The organism is Streptomyces sp. WAC00040 (assembly GCF_056835925.1).
In genome coordinates this window covers 288,771-308,759 of the sequence record NZ_JAKQZE010000006.1, presented here as the reverse complement: position 1 = coordinate 308,759, position 19,989 = coordinate 288,771, and the positions used below count along the sequence as shown (strand labels likewise).

Here is a 19,989-nt window from a genome sequence, read left to right as displayed (position 1 = left end):
GCGTGAGGGGCGCCCCGCTGCGGCGGGACGCCCCTCGTGCGCGCGAGGCGGCGGCTACGGCAGCGCCAGCATCCGCTCGAGTGCGAGCTTCGCGAAGCTCTCCGTCTCCTTGTCGACCTCGATGCGGTTGACCAGGTTCCCCTCGGCCAGCGACTCCAGGGCCCACACCAGGTGGGGCAGGTCGATGCGGTTCATCGTCGAGCAGAAGCAGACCGTCTTGTCCAGGAAGACGATCTCCTTGCCCTGGTCCGCGTAACGGTTCGCCAGGCGCCGGACGAGGTTCAGCTCCGTGCCGATCGCCCACTTAGAGCCGGCCGGGGCCGCCTCGAGCATGTTGATGATGTACTCCGTCGAGCCCACGTAGTCGGCGGCGGCGACCACCTCGTGCTTGCACTCCGGGTGCACCAGGACGTTGACGCCCGGGATGCGCTCACGCACGTCGTTGACGGAGTCCAGCGAGAACCGGCCGTGCACGGAGCAGTGACCGCGCCACAGGATCATCTTGGCGGCGCGCAGTTCCTCCGCCGTCAGACCGCCGTTCGGCTTGTGCGGGTTGTAGAGGACGCAGTCCTCGAGGGACATCCCCATGTCCCGGACGGCGGTGTTGCGGCCCAGGTGCTGGTCCGGCAGGAAGAGGACCTTCTCGCCCTGCTCGAAGGCCCAGTCCAGCGCGCGCTTGGCGTTCGACGACGTACAGATCGTGCCGCCGTGCTTGCCGGTGAAGGCCTTGATGTCCGCGGAGGAGTTCATGTAGGAGACGGGCACGACCTGCTCGGCGACGCCGGCCTCCGTGAGCACGTCCCAGCATTCGGCGACCTGCTCGGCGGTGGCCATGTCGGCCATCGAGCAGCCGGCCGCGAGGTCGGGCAGCACGACCTTCTGGTCGTCCGAGGTGAGGATGTCGGCGGACTCGGCCATGAAGTGCACACCGCAGAAGACGATGTACTCCGCCTCCGGCCGTGCCGCGGCGTCCTTCGCCAGCTTGAACGAGTCACCGGTGACGTCGGCGAACTGGATGACCTCGTCGCGCTGGTAGTGGTGGCCGAGGACGAAGACCTTCTCGCCGAGCTTCTCCTTGGCCGCGCGGGCGCGCTCCACCAGATCCGGGTCGGACGGCGAGGGCAGGTCGCCCGGGCACTCCACGCCGCGCTCGCTGCGGGGGTCGGCCTCACGGCCGAGCAGCAGCAGTGCGAGCGGAGTCGGCGACACGTCGAGCTCGGGGCTGGTCTGGGCGGTGGTCACGACACGCACCCTTTCTTCGTCTGGCAGAGCGCTTTTCGTCTATTTGACGCTATCTATCATAACCGCTTCACGTCACTTTGACGATGGCCATAGTGTCGATGTGACGCACCCCCCTGTCCGCAAGGTGACGCACGCCCCGTCCACAGGCCGGTGCCGTCCCATGGCCGGGTGTGCGAGCATGAAGGGGAAAGACGAGCGGTCCGGAATGAATCCAGGGCCACGCCGGTTGCACCGTCGGCAAGCAGTCCGCACAACCCGGGAGAGAAGCAGATGTCCGTATCGGACGAGACCACCACCGTGAGCGACGGCATCCTCCTGTCCGACGCCGCCGCGGCCAAGGTCAAGGCCCTGCTGGACCAGGAAGGCCGGGACGACCTGGCGCTGCGCGTCGCGGTTCAGCCCGGCGGCTGCTCCGGCCTGCGTTACCAGCTGTTCTTCGACGAGCGCTCCCTCGACGGCGACGTCGTGAAGGACTTCGACGGTGTCAAGGTCGTCACCGACCGTATGAGCGCCCCGTACCTGGGCGGCGCCTCCATCGACTTCGTCGACACCATCGAGAAGCAGGGCTTCACGATCGACAACCCGAACGCCACGGGTTCCTGCGCCTGCGGCGACTCGTTCAGCTAAGAGTTCCGGCTGCTCATGCCGAAGGCGGCGGACCCGTTCGAGGATCCGCCGCCTTCGGCATGTGGCACGAGGGGGGTCAGCCCTTGCGCGGCAGTGGCTTGCCCGTGTTCGCGTCCACGACCTTCCGGTCGTCCAGCGGCTCGTCCAGTGTCACGGACGCCTTGAGCTCCTTGGCCAGCATGATGCAGACCCGCTCGGGGTCCGGGTTCGTCTCCACGATCCGGACCTTCACCTGGTCACCGCTCTCGGTCGCCTTCGCCTCGTAGTTGCTGCACACGCCGCCCCAGAAGGTGACGGTCAGCGTCCGTCCCTCGATGCTGTACGAGATCTGGGCGGGGCCCTGGCCGGCCGGGTCCTCCGACGGATCCGCCGGAGCGATGTCGCGCGCCGGCGGCTCGGCGCTCTTGAGGAAACGCTCCTCCACGGCGGTCTGCGTCACTGTGAACGGCCTGCCCCCGTCCTTCGCCGCCACCTCGAACAGCCACGTCGGCACCAGTGCCTGCCGCCCGTCCACATACTGCGCGGAGAGCCCGAAGACGGCCTTGCCGATCGTCAGCCGCTCCGGCCCCGCGGTGGCGCTGTCGGGCTCGCAGGGTGCGTCCGGCTTGATCTCGCCCTCATGGGGGACCGGGGTGGCGCACCCGCCGATGCCGACGCGTCCGCTGTCCTTGCCCGCCTTGTTCAGCTGACCGACCGCCTCCTCGGCGGAGACCACCGGATACGTGTCGCCCTTCGCGGGCTTCTTCAGCTGCCCGCTGCCGCCGACCACGGTGCCGTCAGCGCCCACCTGGACGCCCGTCGTCCAGCCGTACGTCGGCAGTCCGCCCACGACCGGATTCGCGTTCACCACGCGCACCGCGCCCATCAGCTGGCCCGCGTTCAGCGCGGCGTCGCCCTGGCCGACGGCCTTCAGCAGGGGCGCCGCGGCCTTCTTCGCCTCGGCCTCGCTCACCGGCTCACCGCCCGCCGAGCCGCCCGAGGGGCAGCCCTTGCCCTTCAGGCAGTTGTCCCCGCCGGGCGAAGCGAAGCGGGCGAACGTCCAGGTCCCCGGGGCGTCCTTGTTCACCTGGAGTGTCGGCCCCTGGCCGTCCTTGGCCGGCCCGATCTTCCAGGCCGGTCCCTCCAGACGCGGTGTCCCCGGCAGGCCGAGCGCCTTCGCCAGCCGGGTCACCTCCGCCTCCGTGACCGTCCCCGTCGCCCGGTGCACGGGCGCGCGGTCGGGCCCGTCCGGCAGGTCGCCCTTCGCGCTGTAGACGACGCCGCCTCCGGTGGGGTCGGGCTCACCCGGCGCGATCCCGCTCTCGGTACCGCTGCCGCCGAGGTCCAGGGCCGGCGGAAGAGGGTTCTTGGCTCCGGCGGCACCGTTCTTGGCGTCCGTGGCGTTCGAGCCGCCCTCGGAGCCGACGGTCGCGAAGTACGCACCGCCACCGCCGGCGACCAGCACCGCGGCCGCCACAGAGGCGACGACCAGCGGGGAACGCCGACGGCGGGGACTCTCCTGCGTGCTCTCCGTGCTGCTCACCGCATCGCTCCTTGTCTCGCGCCTCCTGCTGCGGAGGACACGTGTGGGACGGAGCGGAGGAGCGCGTGGTTCCCTTCGCCTCTTCCCCGGCCGGCCGCATGCGCCGGAGCCGGGGAGGGACCGGGCGGCGTCAGTCGCCGTACTCCGACATCGCGTCCACCAGCCGCGCGGACGCGGACGGCACCACGACACCGTGGATGAGGGAGGGGTGCACGGGCGCGGGTGCCGCTGCCGCCGGTACGACCCAGTGTGGTGCCATCCGGGCGCAGTCGCCGCGCAGCTGGGCCAGACTGATCTCGGGCTCCCGTGGATCCCGCTGCGCCCGCGGCTCGAGCGCCGCCGTGTACTTCGTCATAGCCGCACCGTATGCACCTGGGAGTCCCGGAAAAAAGCCCTACTATCGGGTAGTTTCCGCACGTGACCGGCTCCAAGGACCGGTAGCGTGGACTGTCACTGCCAGCCCGCCTCAGGAGCGCCTCACCGTGCGTATCGCAGTCACCGGATCCATCGCCACCGACCATCTCATGACCTTCCCCGGCCGCTTCGCCGACCAGTTGGTCGCGGACCAGTTGCACACGGTCTCCCTCTCCTTCCTCGTCGACACGCTCGACGTGCGAAGGGGCGGTGTCGGGGCGAACATCTGCTTCGGCATGGGACAACTCGGCACCGGCCCGATCCTCGTCGGCGCGGCGGGCTCGGACTTCGACGAGTACCGCGCCTGGCTCGACCGCCACGGCGTGGACACGGCGTCCGTCCGTATCTCGGAGGTCCTGCACACCGCCCGCTTCGTGTGCACCACCGACTCCGACCACAACCAGATCGGCTCCTTCTACACCGGGGCGATGAGCGAGGCCCGCCAGATCGAACTCAAGTCGGTGGCGGACCGTGTGGGCGGCCTCGACCTCGTCCTGATCGGCGCGGACGACCCCGAGGCGATGCTGCGCCACACCGAGGAGTGCCGTACGCGGGGCATTCCGTTCGCCGCGGACTTCTCGCAGCAGATCGCCCGGATGAACGGTGACGAGATCCGGATACTGCTGGACGGCGCGGCGTACCTCTTCTCCAACGAGTACGAGAAGGGGCTCATCGAGTCCAAGACCGGCTGGACCGACGAGGAGATCCTCGGCAAGGTCGGACACCGGGTCACCACCCTCGGCTCGCGCGGCGTCCGCATCGAATCCGCGGACGCGGACCCGATCGAGGTCGGCTGTCCCGATGAGGAGGCCAAGGTCGACCCCACCGGCGTCGGCGACGCGTTCCGCGCGGGCTTCCTCTCGGGCCTCTCGTGGGGCGTGGGCCTGGAGCGCGCGGCGCAGGTGGGCTGCATGCTGGCGACGCTGGTGATCGAGACGCTCGGCACGCAGGAGTACACGCTGCGGCGGGCGCACTTCATGGAGCGCTTCACGAAGGCATACGGGGACGATGCGGCGGCGGAGGTCCGCGAACACCTGTCCTGACGTAACGGCCCCGCCCGCAGCGGGGCCGTTACCGCACGGCGGGCAAGCCCCGGGGCGCGAGCGCGCCGCCAGGCGGGGCTGGGCCGTTCGCGCAGGCCTCTGCCCCTCGCCGGGCGAGCCCCGGGCCCGCGGTCGGGCATGCCGGGGCCGGCGGCGGCCCGGCCGGGTACCCGCCACCGGGCAGGCCCCGGGCCGGTGCGGGATCGGCGATCGGGCAAGCCCGGACCGTACCGCGCTGTGATTCGGTGGTCCGGGGCTCCGCCCGGACCACCGATCTATGCCGACGAGGCTGATTTCGCGGAGCGGATCCAGCCTGCCTGCGGCTCCCACGGCCGCAGGGACGCAGGGGGAGACCGAGGGCACGGGCCTAAGGCCGCGTACGGGTCCGGGCGGAACCCGGGTCGGGAAGGGGCGGAGAGGCGAACACGCGTCAGCGCAAGCGCCGCACGACGTACGCCACCCCCGCCTCCGCCCCCCGTTCCCCCACGTACTCCTGCCCCCGCATCCCGCACCACGCCGGGATGTCCAGGCGGGCCGCCTCGTCGTCGGAGAGCACCGTGACCGTACGGCCGACCGGCACTTCGCCGATGACCTTCGCCAGTTCGATCACCGGGATCGGGCAGCGCCGCCCGAGGGTGTCCAGCACCAGGGACTCGGACGCCTCGGGGGGCTCCGACGAAAGCTCCGGCGAACGCTCCGCCGACGGGGGCGCCCCCGCTCCCTCCGCAGACGCAGACGCCGCCGCAGGCACCGGCGCGCCGAACCGCTCCCGTACCCCCGCCACCAGCTCCGGCAGCACTGCCAGAAAGCGGTCGACGTCCTCCTCCGAGGTGTCGAACGGCGCCAGCGACACCCGTACGTTGCCCTCCGAGAGGACGCCCATCGCCTTCAGCACATGGCTCGGGATCAGCGTGCTGCTCGTGCACGACGAGCCGGAGGACACGGAGAAGCCGGCCCGGTCCAGTTCGTGCAGCAGGGTCTCGCCGTCGACATAGAGACAGGAGAACGTCACCACGTGCGGCAGCCGCCGCACCGGATCGCCGACCACCTCCACGTCGGGCACCAGCTCCGGCACCCGCGCGCGGATCCGGTCCACCAGGGCCCGCAGCCGGGCCGACTCGGCGGCCGCTTCCGCGCGTACGGCCCGGAGCGAGGCGGCCGCCGCGACGATCGCCGGGATGTTCTGGAATCCGGCGGACCGGCCCGACTCCCGCTCGTCGGCGGGGCCTTGCGGGGCGAAGCGGACGCCCTTGCGTACGGCGAGGAGTCCGACGCCCGACGGGCCGCCCCATTTGTGCGCGCTCGCGGTGAGCAGTGACCAGTCCCCTTCCACAGCCCCCCAGGCGAGCGACTGCGCCGCGTCCACCAGGAGCGGCACGCCCAGGGACCGGCATGCCTCGGCCACTTCCCGCACGGGCTGTTCGGTGCCCACCTCGTGGTTGGCGGACTGCAGGCAGGCCAGGGCCGTGGCCTCGCCGAGTTCGGCGGCGTACGCGTCCGGTGCGACGGCTCCGCGCCGGTCGACCCCGACCTCCGTCACCGAACCGCCGGCGGCCTCCCATGCCTGCGCCGCGTGGAGCACGGCGGAGTGTTCGACGGAAGAGACGACGAGCCGCCGGCCGACACGCCGACGCCCCGCGAGCGCCCCGGAGACACCGGCGTGGATCGCCTGCGTCCCCGAAGGAGTGAACACGAGCTCGTCGGGGCGGCAGCCGACGGCGTCGGCCGCTGCCTCCCTGGCGGCATCGAGGAGCAGCCGGGCGCGGCGGCCCTCGCGGTACAGCCGGGCAGGGTCGGCCCAGCCCTCGTCGAGGGAGGCCTGCAGAGCCTGGCGGGCGACGGGGTGCAGAGGAGCGGCGGAAGCGGCGTCGAAATAGGGCACGTCATCACGCTAACCCCGGCCAGGACACGGAGTGTCAGTTGCCTGCCGGAATCGGGCATTCCGGGGCGCTCCGCACCTACCCCGAAGGGAGCAGCCACCCCTTCGGGGTGCCGGACGGCGCGTTGGGCACCCTCCCCGCGCGACCCCAAATAGCGTCCAGTAGGGTTTGGTCCGCATAAACATCCAAACCCCTGCCCGCGTCAGGGCCGGCGACCGACCAGCGAGACGGCCGCAGCCCGGCCGCGCGGGCCGAGACTCTCGGGAAGGCGCTACGTGAGTCCCAACGGCTCCGACCGCTCGTCGCGGCGCCCGATGCGGCGGAAGCTGCCGCAGGTGCTGACTGCGGGCCTGATCCTGGCTACCGCCTCCGGTTGCTCATACAACTGGGAGGATTTTCCCCGCCTCGGAATGCCCACCCCCGTCACGGAGGAGGCGCCGCGGATCCTCTCCCTCTGGCAGGGCTCGTGGGCGGCTGCGCTCGCCACGGGCGTGCTGGTGTGGGGCCTGATCCTGTGGAGCGTGTTCTTCCACCGGCGCAGCCGCACCAAGGTGGAGATCCCTCCGCAGACCCGGTACAACATGCCGATAGAGGCGTTGTACACCGTGGTTCCGATCATCATCGTGTCGGTCTTCTTCTACTTCACCGCGCGTGACGAGTCGAAGCTCCTCGAGCTCTCCGACAAGCCCGCCCACACCATCAATGTGGTCGGCTACCAGTGGAGCTGGGGCTTCAACTACCTCGAGGACGTGGACGGGAACCCGGCCACCGGGGACGCGGCCGCGGACAAGGAACTGAACGCGATCCCGGACAAGTACACCAATGACTTCCCGGCGGGTGCGGAGGGCGTCTACGACGCCGGTATTCCCGGCACCCGGAACCCGCAGAACGGCAACCCGGGCCCCACGCTGTGGCTGCCCAAGGGGGAGAAGGTCCGGTTCGTCCTGACCTCGCGTGACGTCATCCACTCCTTCTGGGTGGTCCCCTTCCTCATGAAGCAGGACGTCATCCCCGGCCACACCAATGTCTTCGAGGTGACCCCCAGCCGCGAGGGCACCTTCATGGGCAAGTGCGCCGAGCTCTGCGGCGTCGACCATTCGCGGATGCTCTTCAACGTCAAGGTCGTCTCCCCGGAGCGCTACCAGCAGCATCTGAAGGAGCTTGCCGAGAAGGGGCAGACCGGCTTCATCCCGTCTGGCATCGAGCAGACGGACCCGGCCAGGAATGCGGAGAAGAACCAACTGTGAGCATCCTCAACGAATCCCAGGGTGCCGCCGTGGCGGACGAAGACTCGTACGAGAACGAGCTGCCGGTACGGCGCAAGCAGCCCGGCAATGTCGTCGTGAAGTGGCTGACGACCACCGACCACAAGACGATCGGCACGCTCTACCTCGTCACCTCGTTCGTGTTCTTCTGCATCGGTGGCCTGATGGCGCTCTTCATGCGCGCCGAGCTGGCCCGGCCGGGCACGCAGATCATGTCGAACGAGCAGTTCAACCAGGCGTTCACGATGCACGGCACGATCATGCTGCTGATGTTCGCGACGCCGCTGTTCGCCGGTTTCGCGAACTGGATCATGCCGCTGCAGATCGGCGCGCCGGACGTGGCCTTCCCGCGTCTGAACATGTTCGCGTACTGGCTGTACCTCTTCGGCTCGCTGATCGCGGTGGCCGGCTTCCTCACCCCGCAGGGTGCGGCCGACTTCGGCTGGTTCGCCTACTCCCCGCTGTCGGACGCGGTCCGTTCGCCGGGTGTCGGCGCCGACATGTGGATCATGGGTCTGGCCTTCTCCGGCTTCGGCACGATCCTCGGCTCGGTCAACTTCATCACCACGATCATCTGCATGCGCGCTCCCGGCATGACGATGTTCCGGATGCCGATCTTCACCTGGAACGTGCTGCTGACCGGTGTGCTGGTCCTGCTCGCCTTCCCGGTGCTGGCGGCAGCGCTGTTCGCCCTGGAGGCGGACCGCAAGTTCGGCGCCCACATCTTCGACGCCTCCAACGGCGGCGCGTTGCTGTGGCAGCACCTCTTCTGGTTCTTCGGGCACCCGGAGGTGTACATCATCGCCCTGCCGTTCTTCGGCATCGTCTCGGAGATCATTCCGGTCTTCTCCCGTAAGCCGATGTTCGGTTACATCGGTCTCATCGGTGCGACGATCGCGATCGCCGGTCTGTCCGTGACGGTATGGGCGCACCACATGTACGTCACAGGCGGCGTGCTGTTGCCGTTCTTCTCGTTCATGACGTTCCTCATCGCGGTACCGACCGGTGTGAAGTTCTTCAACTGGATCGGCACGATGTGGAAGGGGTCGTTGTCCTTCGAGACACCGATGCTCTGGACCATCGGCTTCCTGGTCACCTTCACCTTCGGTGGCCTGACCGGTGTCATCCTGGCGTCGCCGCCGCTGGACTTCCACGTCTCCGACTCGTACTTCGTCGTCGCGCACTTCCACTACGTCGTCTTCGGCACCGTGGTCTTCGCGATGTTCGCCGGATTCCACTACTGGTGGCCGAAGTTCACGGGCAAGATGCTGGACGAGCGGCTCGGCAAGATCACGTTCTGGACGCTGTTCATCGGCTTCCACGGCACGTTCCTGGTGCAGCACTGGCTGGGAGCCGAGGGCATGCCCCGTCGGTACGCGGACTACCTCGCCGCCGACGGCTTCACCGCCCTGAACACGATTTCGACGATCGCGTCGTTCGTGCTGGGCCTGTCGATGCTCCCCTTCATGTACAACGTCTGGAAGACGGCGAAGTACGGCAAGAAGGTCGAGGTCGACGACCCGTGGGGCTACGGCCGTTCGCTCGAGTGGGCGACCTCCTGCCCGCCGCCGCGGCACAACTTCCTCACCCTGCCGCGCATCCGCAGTGAATCGCCCGCGTTCGACCTGCACCACCCGGAGATCGCGGCTCTCGACCAGCTCGAGGACGGCGGCCACGGTGCCCCGGTGGCGGCCGTCGGCAAGGAGGAGAGCAAGTGAAGATCCAGGGCAAGATGTTCCTCTGGCTGAGCGTCTTCATCCTGGCCGTCGCCATCCTGTACGGCGTCTGGTCGAAGGAGCCTGCCGGTACCACCGCGCTCTTCCTGGCCTTCGGCCTGAGCGTCATGATCGGCTACTACCTGGCTTTCACGGCCCGGCGGGTGGACGCCATGGCCCAGGACAACAAGGAAGCCGACGTGGCCGACGAGGCCGGCGAGGTGGGGTTCTTCTCCCCGCACAGCTGGCAGCCGCTCTCCCTGGGCATCGGCGGTGCGCTCGCCTTCCTGGGCGTGGCGCTCGGCTGGTGGCTGCTGTACTTCTCGCTTCCGCTGATCCTGGTCGGTCTCTTCGGCTGGGTGTTCGAGTACTACCGCGGTGAGAGCCAGAACCAGTAACAACGCCTGAGAAACACGGCACGGGCCCGGATCACCTCACTCCAGTGAGGTGATCCGGGCCCACTCGTTCGGAGTCATCCGGCGCGCCGCGGCTGACGAACCTTCATAGCGTGTGCTCATGAACCACACGCCTCGTATCCGTGCCGTCAGCGGCATCGCGCTGGTCGTCTCCCTCGGTGTGGTCGCTACCGCGTGTGGCGAACCGGACCGGCACCCCCTGTCCGCAGCGCCGTACGACGCGGCGCGGCAGGTGAGCTTCAACACCGGGTCAGACCTGAAGGTGGACCCCGAGAAGCCCCTGGAAGTCACATCCAAGGGCGACGGCGGCCGGATCACGGACGTCACCGTCATGGACGAAGCGGGCCACTACCTCGCCGGCGAACTCGCCGCGGACGGCGTCCGATGGCGCTCCACGGCCCCGCTCGCCGCCGGGGCGAAGTACACCGTCCGGGTCTCCACGGAGGACGACGATGGTGCTCCGGGACTGCGCACGATGCTCTTCGAGACGGCGCCCGCCAAGCGGTTCCTCACCGCCGAGTTCGGCCCCAAGGCCGGTACGTACGGCGTCGGGCAGCCCATCACGGCCAAGCTCAGCCTCGCCGTCGCCGACGGCAAGGGCAGGGCTGTCGTCGAACGCGCCCTGAAGATCAGCTCGAAGCCCGCCGTAGAGGGTTCCTGGCACTGGGTCGACGACAAGACCCTGCACTACCGCCCGAGGGACTACTGGCCCGCTGGTGCCGTCGTGAACGCCACCAGCAACCTCCAGGGCGTCAAGGTCGCGGGCAAGCTCTACGGAGGCCGCTCGAAGCCGCTGAAGATCACCATCGGCGACCGCCTCGAAGCCGTCACCGACGCCGGGTCGCACACCATGACGGTGATGCGCGACGGAGAAGTGATCAAGACCATGCCGGTCACCACCGGCAAGCCGGGCTTCGACACGCGCAACGGCATCAAGGTCGTGCTGGGCAAGGAGTACTACGTACGGATGCGCAGCACCAGCATCGGCATCGCCGAGGGCAGCTCCGAGTCCTACGACCTGCCGGTCTACTACGCGACCCGGGTGACCTGGAGCGGCGAATACGTCCACGCGGCGCCCTGGTCGGTCGGTTCACAGGGGTCGGCGAACGTCAGCCACGGCTGCACCGGGATGTCCATGGAGAACGCCGAATGGTTCTACAAGACCGTTCGTGAGGGTGACATCGTCAAGGTCATAAATAGCTACGGTGACATGATGGACACGTTCGGTAACGGCTTCGGCGACTGGAATCTGTCCTGGGACAAGTGGCTCAAGGGCAGCGCCCTGGTCGCCGGCTCCGACGCGGCGGCCGGCAACGTCACCGAAGTCTCCGCCCGCCTGCGCCCCCGGGTCTGACCGGTCCCTCCCGGGGCCTCAGGCCTCGATGGAGAGCCTGCTGCGCAGCAGGGCCGCCAGTGAGGCGGCGAACTCCACCGGGTCCACCGGCAGCGTCACCGCGGCCTCCGCACGGCTCCATGTGGCCAGCCAGGCGTCCTGCGGGCGGCCGATCAGCAGCAGCACCGGCGGGCATTCGAAGATCTCGTCCTTGATCTGCCGGCACACGCCCATACCGCCCGCCGGGACGGTCTCGCCGTCCAGGACGCAGACGTCGATCCCGCCCTCGTCAAGGGCCTTGAGGACGGCGGGCAGGGTCGCGCACTCCACGAACCGCACCGGCGGAACGTCGGGGGCCGGCCTGCGCCCCGCCGCCAGCCTGACCTGCTCGCGGGTGTTGGAGTCGTCGCTGTAGACCAGGACCGTGGCGCTCGACTGCATGGTTCCTCCGCACTCGTTCGATCAGGCTCGTTGCGCCGGATGCTACTCCGTCCCACTGCCTGTCAACACCGGTTCGGACACGCCTTCGATGGGCCGTTCGGCTCTCCCGGAACGCCCCGCGGGGAGTGGGAACACTCCGAACGGCACCCCCCGGAGTGAGGGCGGGATAAGCGACCGACATAATGTCGGTCGTGGCGACAGCAACGACAGTAGAAACCGGGCACGCGCACCCGTCGGTCAATCGACCGAACCTCACCAGCGTCGGAACCATCATCTGGCTGAGTTCCGAGCTGATGTTCTTCGCGGCCCTCTTCGCGATGTACTTCACCCTGCGATCGGTGACGGGTGCCGACTTCTGGGCGGAGAAAGCCGATGCGCTGAACTTCCCGTTCTCGGCGACCAACACCACGATCCTGGTGCTCTCTTCACTCACCTGCCAGCTCGGCGTGTTCGCCGCTGAGCGGGGCGACGTGAAGAAGCTCCGCACCTGGTTCGTGATCACATTCGTGATGGGTGCCATCTTCATCGGCGGTCAGGTCTTCGAGTACACCGAGCTGGTCAAGCACGAGGGGCTCTCCCTCTCGTCGGACCCGTACGGCTCGGTGTTCTACCTGACCACCGGTTTCCACGGCCTGCACGTGACGGGCGGTCTCATCGCCTTCCTGCTGGTCCTGGGAAGGACCTACGCGGCCAGGAGATTCACCCATGAGCAGGCAACCGCCGCCATCGTCGTGTCCTACTACTGGCACTTCGTCGATGTCGTCTGGATCGGCCTCTTCGCCACGATCTACATGATCAAGTAATCGGCGCGGGCGGTTCGTCCCCGAGCGGACACCGCCTGAAGCAGACACAGTCCAGAAGCATCGACGCAGAAGATCCTGACACCGGGGTAATCCGTGAAAAAGCTCTCCGCACGACGACGCCATCCGCTGGCGGCGGTCGTCGTCCTACTCCTCGCGCTGGCGGCCACTGGGGGGCTGTACGCCGCGTTCGCACCCGCGGACAAGGCGCAGGCCGACACAACCGCCCAGTCCCTCGCCATCAAGGAGGGGCAGAAGCTCTACACCGTCGGCTGCGCAAGCTGCCACGGAACCGGCGGTCAGGGCACCTCAGACGGCCCGTCCCTGGTCGGTGTCGGCTCCGCCGCCGTCGACTTCCAGGTCGGCACGGGGCGCATGCCCGCCCAGCAGCCCGGCGCGCAGGTGCCGAAGAAGAAGAACATCTACACGCAGGCCGAGATCGACCAGCTCGCGGCCTACGTCGCCTCCCTGGGCGCCGGTCCGATCACGCCGACCGAGAAGCAGTACAGCCCGGAGGGCGCGGACATCGCCAAGGGTGGCGAGCTGTTCCGCAACAACTGCGCCCAGTGCCACAACTTCACCGGTGAGGGCGGCGCGCTGACCGAGGGCAAGTACGCCCCGAGTCTGGAAGGCGTCAGCCCCAAGCACCTCTACGAGGCCATGCAGACCGGCCCGCAGAACATGCCGTCCTTCCCCGACACGACGATGCCCGAGCAGCAGAAGCGGGACATCATCGCGTACGTCAAGACCGTGAACGGCGAGGAGACGCCGACCCCCGGCGGATTCGCGCTCGGTGGCCTGGGTCCGGTCGCCGAGGGCCTGTTCGGCTGGATCTTCGGTCTCGGTTCGCTGATCGCTGTTGCCATCTGGGTCGCGGCCCACACCGCTAAGGCCAAGAAGTCATGAGTAGCCAAGACATTCCAGAAGAGAACCTGCCCGCAGAGCAGGGCGCCGCGCACGACGCGGCCCACGGTGGCACCACCGCCGTCGCACAGCGCCACGAAGATCCGTTCGCCGATCCTGGACTGCCGGCCCACAAGCCGCGCATCCAGGACATCGACGAGCGGGCCGCCAAGCGCTCCGAGCGCGCCGTCGCCTTCATGTTCACGCTGTCGATGCTGGCCACGATCGGCTTCATCGCCGCGTTCGTGATCTTCCCGGTCGACAAGATCGTCTACATCTGGCCGCTCGGGCACATCAGCGCGCTCAACTTCTCGCTGGGTGTGACGCTGGGCCTCGCGCTCTTCTGCATCGGCGCGGGCGCCGTCCACTGGGCGCGCACCCTGATGTCCGACGTGGAGGTCGCCGACGACCGGCACGCGATCGAGGCCGAGCCCGAGGTCAAGGCCAAGGTCATGGCCGACTTCGCGGACGGTGCCCGGGAGTCCGCGATCGGACGGCGCAAGCTGATCCGCAACACCATGTTCGGCGCGCTGGCCATGGTGCCGCTCTCCGGTGTGGTCCTGCTGCGCGAGCTCGGCCCGCTGCCCGAGGACAAGCTCCGCAAGACGCTGTGGGCCAAGGGCAAGCAGCTCATCAACATGAACACCAACGAGCCGCTGCGTCCCGAGGACGTCGCGGTGGGTTCGCTGACCTTCGTCATGCCCGAGGGCCTGAAGGAGAGCGACCACAACTTCAACACCGAGATCGCCAAGGCGGCCGTGATGATCGTCCGGCTCCAGCCGGAGGACATCAAGGACAAGCGTGAGCTCGAGTGGTCCCACGAAGGCATCGTGGCCTACTCGAAGATCTGCACGCACGTCGGTTGCCCGATCAGCCTGTACGAGCAGCAGACGCACCACGTCCTCTGCCCGTGCCACCAGTCCACCTTCGACCTCTCCGACGGCGCCCGCGTCATCTTCGGTCCGGCCGGTCACCCGCTTCCGCAGCTGCGGATCGGCGTGAACGCCGAGGGCAACCTCGAGGCGCTCGGCGACTTCGAAGAGCCCGTCGGTCCTGCCTTCTGGGAGCGCGGATGAGCACTGCAACGGATACGAAGAAGAAGGCGCCCGCCGGCGAGCGGGTGGCCGACTGGGCGGACGGCAGGCTCGGGATCTACTCGTTGGCCAAGGCCAACATGCGCAAGATCTTCCCGGACCACTGGTCCTTCATGCTCGGTGAGGTCGCGCTCTACAGCTTCATCATCATCATCCTCACGGGTGTGTACCTGACGCTGTTCTTCCACCCGAGCATGAACGAGATCGAGTACCACGGCTCGTACGTGCCGATGCAGGGCATCCGGATGACCGAGGCGTACGCCTCGACCCTGGACATCAGCTTCGACGTCCGCGGTGGTCTGCTGATCCGGCAGATCCACCACTGGGCCGCGCTGATCTTCCTCGCCGCGATGTTCGTGCACATGATGCGCGTGTTCTTCACGGGCGCGTTCCGCAAGCCGCGTGAGATCAACTGGCTGTTCGGCTTCCTGCTGTTCGTCCTCGGCATGTTCACCGGTTTCACCGGTTACTCGCTCCCGGACGACCTGCTCTCCGGCACCGGTGTCCGCTTCACGCAGGGCGCGATCCTGGCGACGCCGATCGTCGGCACCTACCTGTCGATGTTCCTGTTCGGCGGCGAGTTCCCCGGCCACGACATGGTGGCGCGGTTCTACTCGATCCACATCCTGCTGCTGCCGGGCATCATGCTCGGTCTCGTGGTGGCCCACCTGATCCTGGTCTTCTACCACAAGCACACCCAGTTCGCGGGCCCCGGCCGTACGAACAAGAACGTCGTCGGCATGCCGCTGCTGCCGGTGTACATGGCCAAGGCCGGAGGCTTCTTCTTCCTGGTCTTCGGTGTCATCGCACTGATCGCAGGCATGTTCACGATCAACCCGGTGTGGGCGCTCGGCCCGTACCGTCCGGACCACGTGTCCACCGGCGCCCAGCCCGACTGGTACATGGGCTTCGCCGAGGGTCTGGTCCGAGTGATGCCGGGCTGGGAGATCAACCTGTGGGGCCACACCCTGGTCCTCGGTGTGTTCATCCCGCTGGTCCTCTTCGGTCTCGTTCTCGCGGTGCTCGCCGTGTACCCGTTCATCGAGTCGTGGATCACCGGCGACAAGCGTGAGCACCACATCCTGGACCGGCCGCGCAACGCTCCGACGCGTACCGCGCTGGGCGTGGCCTGGGTGACCGGTTACGTGATCATGCTGCTGGGTGGCGGAAACGACATCTTCGCGACGCACTTCAACCTGTCGATCAACGCGATCACCTGGTTCGTGCGCATCACGTACTTCGTCGGACCGGTCCTGGCGTTCATCATCACCAAGCGGATCTGCCTGGGTCTGCAGCGGCGCGACAAGGACAAGGTGCTGCACGGACGCGAGTCCGGCATCATCAAGCGCCTGCCGCACGGTGAGTTCGTCGAGGTGCACGAGCCGCTGGCACAGGGCGACCTGTACAAGCTCACCGCGCACGAGCAGTACAAGCCCGCGGAGATCGGCCCGACCGTCGACGAGAACGGCGTCCGCCGCAAGGTGAAGCGAACCGAGAAGCTGCGCGCCAGGCTCAGTAAGAGCTACTACGGCGAGCACAACCAGATCGACAAGCCCACCGCGGACGAGTACAAGGAGATCACGAGCGGCCACGGCCACCACTGATCACCTGACGGACACGTCCGGCAGACACGTCGCCACAGCGAAGGGCCCCGTCCACTCGATGGACGGGGCCCTTCGCCGTGCCCGGGGCTGGATAGGGTGGGAACCATCCCTGTCGGCTTGTGGACCCTGGAGTGGACCATGAACGTTGTGACCCCAGTAGGCGGCGACAGCGTGGCGGCCCACTCCTGGCCGAGCGTGCTGAACGCCCTGCTCGAGAACCGCGACCAGAGCGCGGACGCGACGGCGTGGGCCATGGACCGGATCCTCAGCGGCGAGGCCACCGACGCGCAGATCGCCGGCTTCGCGGTCGCCCTGCGCGCCAAGGGCGAGACCGTGGAGGAGATCACCGGTCTGGTGCGGACGATGTACCGCCACGCCAATCTGATCGAGGTGCCCGGGGGATGTGTCGACATCGTCGGCACGGGCGGCGACGGGGCCAAGACCGTCAACATCTCCACCATGTCGGCGATCGTCGTCGCCGGTACGGGCGCGAAGGTGGTCAAGCACGGCAACCGCGCCGCCTCCTCCGCGAGCGGCGCCTCGGACGTCCTGGAGAAGCTCGGCGTCAATCTGGAGCTGACCCCGCAGCGGGTGGCAGAGGTCGCGGCGGAGGCGGGCATCACCTTCTGCTTCGCCGTGAAGTTCCACCCGGCGCTGCGGCACGTCGCCATGGCGCGCAAGGAGCTGGGCATCCGGACCGTCTTCAACTTCCTCGGCCCGCTCACCAACCCGGCGAAGGTCACCGCCCAGGCGACCGGCGTCGCCGACGCCCGGATGGCACCGATCATGGCCGGGGTGCTGGCCGAGCGCGGCTCGTCCGCACTGGTCTTCCGCGGCGACGACGGCCTGGACGAACTGACGACCACCTCCACCTCCCATGTCTGGGTGGTACGGGACGGCGCCGTGCGCGAGGAGACCTTCGACCCGCGGGACATCGGCATCGAGCTGGTCCCTGTCGAGGCGCTGCGCGGGGCGGACGCCTCGTACAACGCCGATGTGGCGCGCCGGCTGCTGGGCGGCGAGACCGGGCCCGTGCGGGACGCCGTGCTGCTCAACTCGGCGGCGGCGCTGGCGGCCCTGGAGCCGACCGACGGCACGCTGAACGAGCAGCTGGCGGCCGGTGTGGCACGGGCGGCCAGGTCGATCGACTCCGGCGCGGCGAGGGCCGCGCTGGAGCGCTGGGTCGAGGCCAGCAACGCGTAGACGGCTCCTGGGCGCGGTCCGGATGATGGACCGCGCCCTTGCGTCCGCCGCTACGTATGGCAGGATGCTGGCCAAGGTCATGAGTGACAGCGATTACGGCCCCGGCCCGCTGTCCGGCAACCCTCCGTCCGTGGCGGGGTGCCCCGGGTGAAGACCAGGCCGCAGGCAGCGAGGTCTGCGGCAAGCGCGGACCCCCGCGGCGTCATCGACCGCCGCGTCCCTGGGGTCCTGGTCCTCAAGGGAGCAGTCTCGTGAGCAAGCGAATGCGATAGGGCGTCTGCGCCCCTTCTTCAACACCCTCCGCACGGCGTGGCCGTGTGCCGAGGCGATCCCGTAATCCGGGTTCTGAAGCCGATTCGCCTTTCCTGCTGGGAGATACCGCCATGTCCGTGTACCCGAACGCCGCCGAGACCGCTGTCGCCGACGCCGCCGACCCGTCCCTCTGTGCCCCGCTGCCGGTCCTCGGCCGGGATGTCACCGTCCCGCTCGTCACCGGCGGCGAAGTCGCCTACGCGGCCCTCGACTACGCCGCGAGCGCCCCGGCGCTGCAGCGGGTGTGGGACGACGTGGCCGCGTACGCCCCGTACTACGGAAGCGTGCACCGGGGGGCCGGGTACCTGTCGCAGCTGTCCACCGACCTGTTCGAGAACAGCCGGGCCGTGGTCCACGAGTTCCTCGGCTGCCGCGACGGCGACCAAGTGGTCTTCACCCGGTCCACGACCGACTCGCTGAACCTGCTGGCCGCCGTGCTGCCCGACGGCTGCGAGGTGTTCGTCTTCGAGACCGAGCACCACGCCTCTCTGCTGCCGTGGAGGGAGGCCCGGGTGACGTACCTGGACGCGCCCCGCACGCCCGGTGAGGCGGTACGGACGCTGGAGCACGCGCTCGCCCACCGCGACCCCCACGGTCCGGCGCTGGTCTGCGTGACCGGTGCGTCCAACGTGACCGGTGAGCTGTGGCCGGTGCGGGAACTCGCCGCGGCGGCCCACGCGCACGGCGCCCGTATCGTGCTCGACGCGGCCCAACTCGCGCCCCACCACCCGCTGTCCGTCCAGGAGCTGGACGTCGACTGGGTGGCCTTCTCCGGGCACAAGCTCTACGCGCCGTTCGGTTCCGGTGTGCTCGCAGGCCGTGCGGACTGGCTGCGCGAGGCGGAGCCGTACCTCGCCGGCGGCGGTGCCTCGCGCACCGTCGCACGGCGCGCCGACGGCGGGGTGGAGGTCGAGTGGCACACCACCGCCGCACGGCACGAGGCCGGCTCGCCCAACGTGATCGGCGTCTACTCGATCGCCGCCGCCTGCAAGGCGCTCACGGAGGCCGGTTTCGACCGGCTGGTCACCCGCGAGCAGCACCTGATCGCCAAGGTCCGGGAAGGCCTCGCGGAGGTGCCGGAGGTCAGGGTGCTCTCGCTGTTCGGCGACGGTGCCCCCCGCGTCGGTGTCCTCTCCTTCGTGGTGGACGGCTGGAACAGCTCGCACTTCGCCGCGGCGCTGTCCGCCGAGTACGGCATCGGCGTCCGTGACGGACTCTTCTGTGCCCACCCGCTGGTGCGCACCCTGCTGGGCAGCGACCCGCAGGACGTCGGCGACTGCGGCGCCCCGGAGGCCGGGCCGGGGGAGAGGTCGCTCAACGCCATCCGGGTCAGCTTCGGCGCGGGTACCCCCGACGAGCACGTGGAGAGGTTCGTGCGGGCCGTCAAGGAGCTCGTCCGCGACGGCGCGCAGTGGAACTACCGCACCGAGGACGGGCGTTGCGTGCCAGACCGCGGCTGACTCAGGCCGCGAGCCGGGTGCCCAGCAGCACCGTTCGGCCGCGTCGGCGAGGAACTCGCCGGCCCGGTCCAGTGCTTCCGGCAGCGGAACCGGCGCCGTCACGATCGACCCGTAGGCGTCCACGCCCGCAGCCCTGACCTCGTGCACGCCGTGGCCGAGCGTCCCGGCGAGGGCCGGCACCGGCACTCCGGCGGCCCTGGACCGGGATCCGTTGGGTCAGGTCCTGCTCGGCGCTCGCCCGGACCACTCGTACGGGTGCCGGCATGCGGCCGGCCACCACCCACCCGGTGCCGGTCGTCAGCAACAGCGCCACACCGCAGATCACGAGCAGCGTGCGGAACGTGTCATCGGCGATCGAGCGCTCGCCGTCGCGGTGGAACGCGACGACGAAGGCCGCCGGGTGACCCGGCCTGGCGGAGTCGATGGGCACCTTCGCGCAGTGCACCTCGCCCGCCGGCCGCTCGAGGACGCCGGAAGATGCCTTGGCGTCCAGGATCGAGGAGAGGGACGTCCGGGTGCAGCGCGACGGAGTCTCCTGGGTGAGCAGCTGGTTGATCCGGTGGTCGATGTCCCGCGGCAGCAGTGACCGGGTGGAGGTGGCGACGGCCGCGAGGGCCACCGTCACATCAGGCGCAGCCAGTGCGGAATGCGGACCCGCGGAGGTCCGGCGGTCAGTTCTCACCACCGGTGTCGTCATCGTCGTCGCTGGCCGCCG

Annotated in this window: 17 protein-coding genes, 1 pseudogene and 1 riboswitch; of the genes and pseudogenes, 12 read left to right on the top strand and 6 right to left on the bottom strand. The window is 69.0% G+C overall.

Annotation, left to right across the window (positions count from 1 at the left end):
- Positions 1-54: 54 nt before the first annotated feature.
- Entirely contained in the window at positions 55-1,242 is a 1,188-nt protein-coding gene (gene nadA / locus MDN94_RS38810; RefSeq protein ID WP_189476310.1) for a quinolinate synthase NadA, read from the bottom strand.
- 270 nt (positions 1,243-1,512) lie between these two features.
- Here nadA and MDN94_RS38805 point away from each other — a divergent pair, with 270 nt between their 5' ends.
- Positions 1,513-1,869 carry a HesB/IscA family protein gene (locus tag MDN94_RS38805; RefSeq protein WP_005318559.1) on the top strand — a complete coding sequence of 119 codons (357 nt, stop codon included), beginning with the start codon at positions 1,513-1,515 and terminating at the stop codon, positions 1,867-1,869.
- Between the two features lie 76 nt (positions 1,870-1,945).
- On the opposite strand, the gene MDN94_RS38800 is transcribed toward MDN94_RS38805, so the two are convergent.
- Together MDN94_RS38800 and MDN94_RS38795 are read right to left on the bottom strand one after the other, a co-directional pair.
- Positions 1,946-3,391: a hypothetical protein gene (locus tag MDN94_RS38800; RefSeq protein WP_482730450.1), complete on the bottom strand. Its 1,446-nt coding sequence runs from the start codon at positions 3,389-3,391 to the stop codon at positions 1,946-1,948.
- 130 nt (positions 3,392-3,521) lie between these two features.
- Positions 3,522-3,746: a hypothetical protein gene (locus MDN94_RS38795; protein ID WP_482730449.1), complete on the bottom strand. Its 225-nt coding sequence runs from the start codon at positions 3,744-3,746 to the stop codon at positions 3,522-3,524.
- Positions 3,747-3,873: 127 nt separating this feature from the next.
- Here MDN94_RS38795 and MDN94_RS38790 point away from each other — a divergent pair, with 127 nt between their 5' ends.
- Positions 3,874-4,848 (top strand): carbohydrate kinase family protein, encoded by a 975-nt coding sequence (locus MDN94_RS38790; protein ID WP_482730448.1) that lies wholly within the window; start codon positions 3,874-3,876, stop codon positions 4,846-4,848.
- Positions 4,849-5,278: 430 nt separating this feature from the next.
- On the opposite strand, the gene MDN94_RS38785 is transcribed toward MDN94_RS38790, so the two are convergent.
- On the bottom strand, positions 5,279-6,730 hold the full coding sequence (locus tag MDN94_RS38785; protein ID WP_482730447.1) for an aminotransferase class V-fold PLP-dependent enzyme: 1,452 nt from the start codon (positions 6,728-6,730) through the stop codon (positions 5,279-5,281).
- 273 nt (positions 6,731-7,003) lie between these two features.
- Between MDN94_RS38785 and ctaC the strand changes: the two genes are divergently transcribed.
- The 4 genes from ctaC (at position 7,004) to MDN94_RS38765 (ending at position 11,478) form a co-directional block, all read left to right on the top strand.
- The gene (ctaC, locus tag MDN94_RS38780) at positions 7,004-7,975 is read left to right on the top strand and encodes an aa3-type cytochrome oxidase subunit II (RefSeq protein ID WP_441262614.1); all 972 of its coding nucleotides are present in this window, start codon (positions 7,004-7,006) and stop codon (positions 7,973-7,975) included.
- Positions 7,972-9,711, top strand: coding sequence for an aa3-type cytochrome oxidase subunit I (ctaD, locus tag MDN94_RS38775; protein ID WP_482730446.1), 1,740 nt, complete (start codon positions 7,972-7,974; stop codon positions 9,709-9,711). Before ctaC ends, ctaD begins: the two co-directional genes overlap by 4 nt.
- Positions 9,708-10,106 (top strand): cytochrome c oxidase subunit 4, encoded by a 399-nt coding sequence (locus MDN94_RS38770; protein WP_453461271.1) that lies wholly within the window; start codon positions 9,708-9,710, stop codon positions 10,104-10,106. The genes ctaD and MDN94_RS38770 overlap by 4 nt, the downstream gene beginning before the upstream one ends.
- 118 nt (positions 10,107-10,224) lie before the next feature.
- On the top strand, positions 10,225-11,478 hold the full coding sequence (locus tag MDN94_RS38765) for a L,D-transpeptidase (RefSeq protein WP_482730445.1): 1,254 nt from the start codon (positions 10,225-10,227) through the stop codon (positions 11,476-11,478).
- Positions 11,479-11,496: 18 nt separating this feature from the next.
- Here the strand turns inward: MDN94_RS38765 and MDN94_RS38760 are convergent, their stop codons facing one another.
- Complete coding sequence (locus tag MDN94_RS38760) at positions 11,497-11,898, bottom strand: DNA-binding transcriptional response regulator (RefSeq protein WP_360046378.1); 402 nt, start codon at positions 11,896-11,898, stop codon at positions 11,497-11,499.
- A gap of 182 nt (positions 11,899-12,080) precedes the next feature.
- On the opposite strand from MDN94_RS38760, the gene ctaE reads away from it, so the two are divergent.
- The 6 genes from ctaE to MDN94_RS38730 all read left to right on the top strand — a co-directional run bounded on the left by ctaE (position 12,081) and on the right by MDN94_RS38730 (position 19,274).
- Positions 12,081-12,701, top strand: a complete 621-nt coding sequence (gene ctaE / locus MDN94_RS38755) for an aa3-type cytochrome oxidase subunit III (RefSeq protein WP_307705952.1) — start codon at positions 12,081-12,083, stop codon at positions 12,699-12,701.
- 93 nt (positions 12,702-12,794) lie between these two features.
- A complete protein-coding gene (gene qcrC / locus MDN94_RS38750) occupies positions 12,795-13,604 on the top strand; it encodes a cytochrome bc1 complex diheme cytochrome c subunit (RefSeq protein WP_441264247.1) in 810 nt (269 codons plus the stop codon).
- Positions 13,601-14,677 (top strand): cytochrome bc1 complex Rieske iron-sulfur subunit, encoded by a 1,077-nt coding sequence (gene qcrA, locus MDN94_RS38745; protein WP_482730444.1) that lies wholly within the window; start codon positions 13,601-13,603, stop codon positions 14,675-14,677. The genes qcrC and qcrA overlap by 4 nt, the downstream gene beginning before the upstream one ends.
- Positions 14,674-16,299: a cytochrome bc1 complex cytochrome b subunit gene (gene qcrB, locus MDN94_RS38740; RefSeq protein WP_482730443.1), complete on the top strand. Its 1,626-nt coding sequence runs from the start codon at positions 14,674-14,676 to the stop codon at positions 16,297-16,299. Before qcrA ends, qcrB begins: the two co-directional genes overlap by 4 nt.
- A 138-nt stretch (positions 16,300-16,437) precedes the next feature.
- Positions 16,438-17,502 carry an anthranilate phosphoribosyltransferase gene (gene trpD, locus MDN94_RS38735; RefSeq protein ID WP_453460021.1) on the top strand — a complete coding sequence of 355 codons (1,065 nt, stop codon included), beginning with the start codon at positions 16,438-16,440 and terminating at the stop codon, positions 17,500-17,502.
- A gap of 75 nt (positions 17,503-17,577) precedes the next feature.
- Positions 17,578-17,695, top strand: a riboswitch (SAM riboswitch).
- A 190-nt stretch (positions 17,696-17,885) separates the two neighbouring features.
- A complete protein-coding gene (locus tag MDN94_RS38730) occupies positions 17,886-19,274 on the top strand; it encodes an aminotransferase class V-fold PLP-dependent enzyme (RefSeq protein WP_482730442.1) in 1,389 nt (462 codons plus the stop codon).
- 87 nt (positions 19,275-19,361) lie between these two features.
- Here MDN94_RS38730 and MDN94_RS38725 read toward each other — a convergent pair.
- Positions 19,362-19,421, bottom strand: a pseudogene (locus MDN94_RS38725) (hypothetical protein); the annotation flags it as partial.
- Positions 19,422-19,989: the final 568 nt, after the last annotated feature.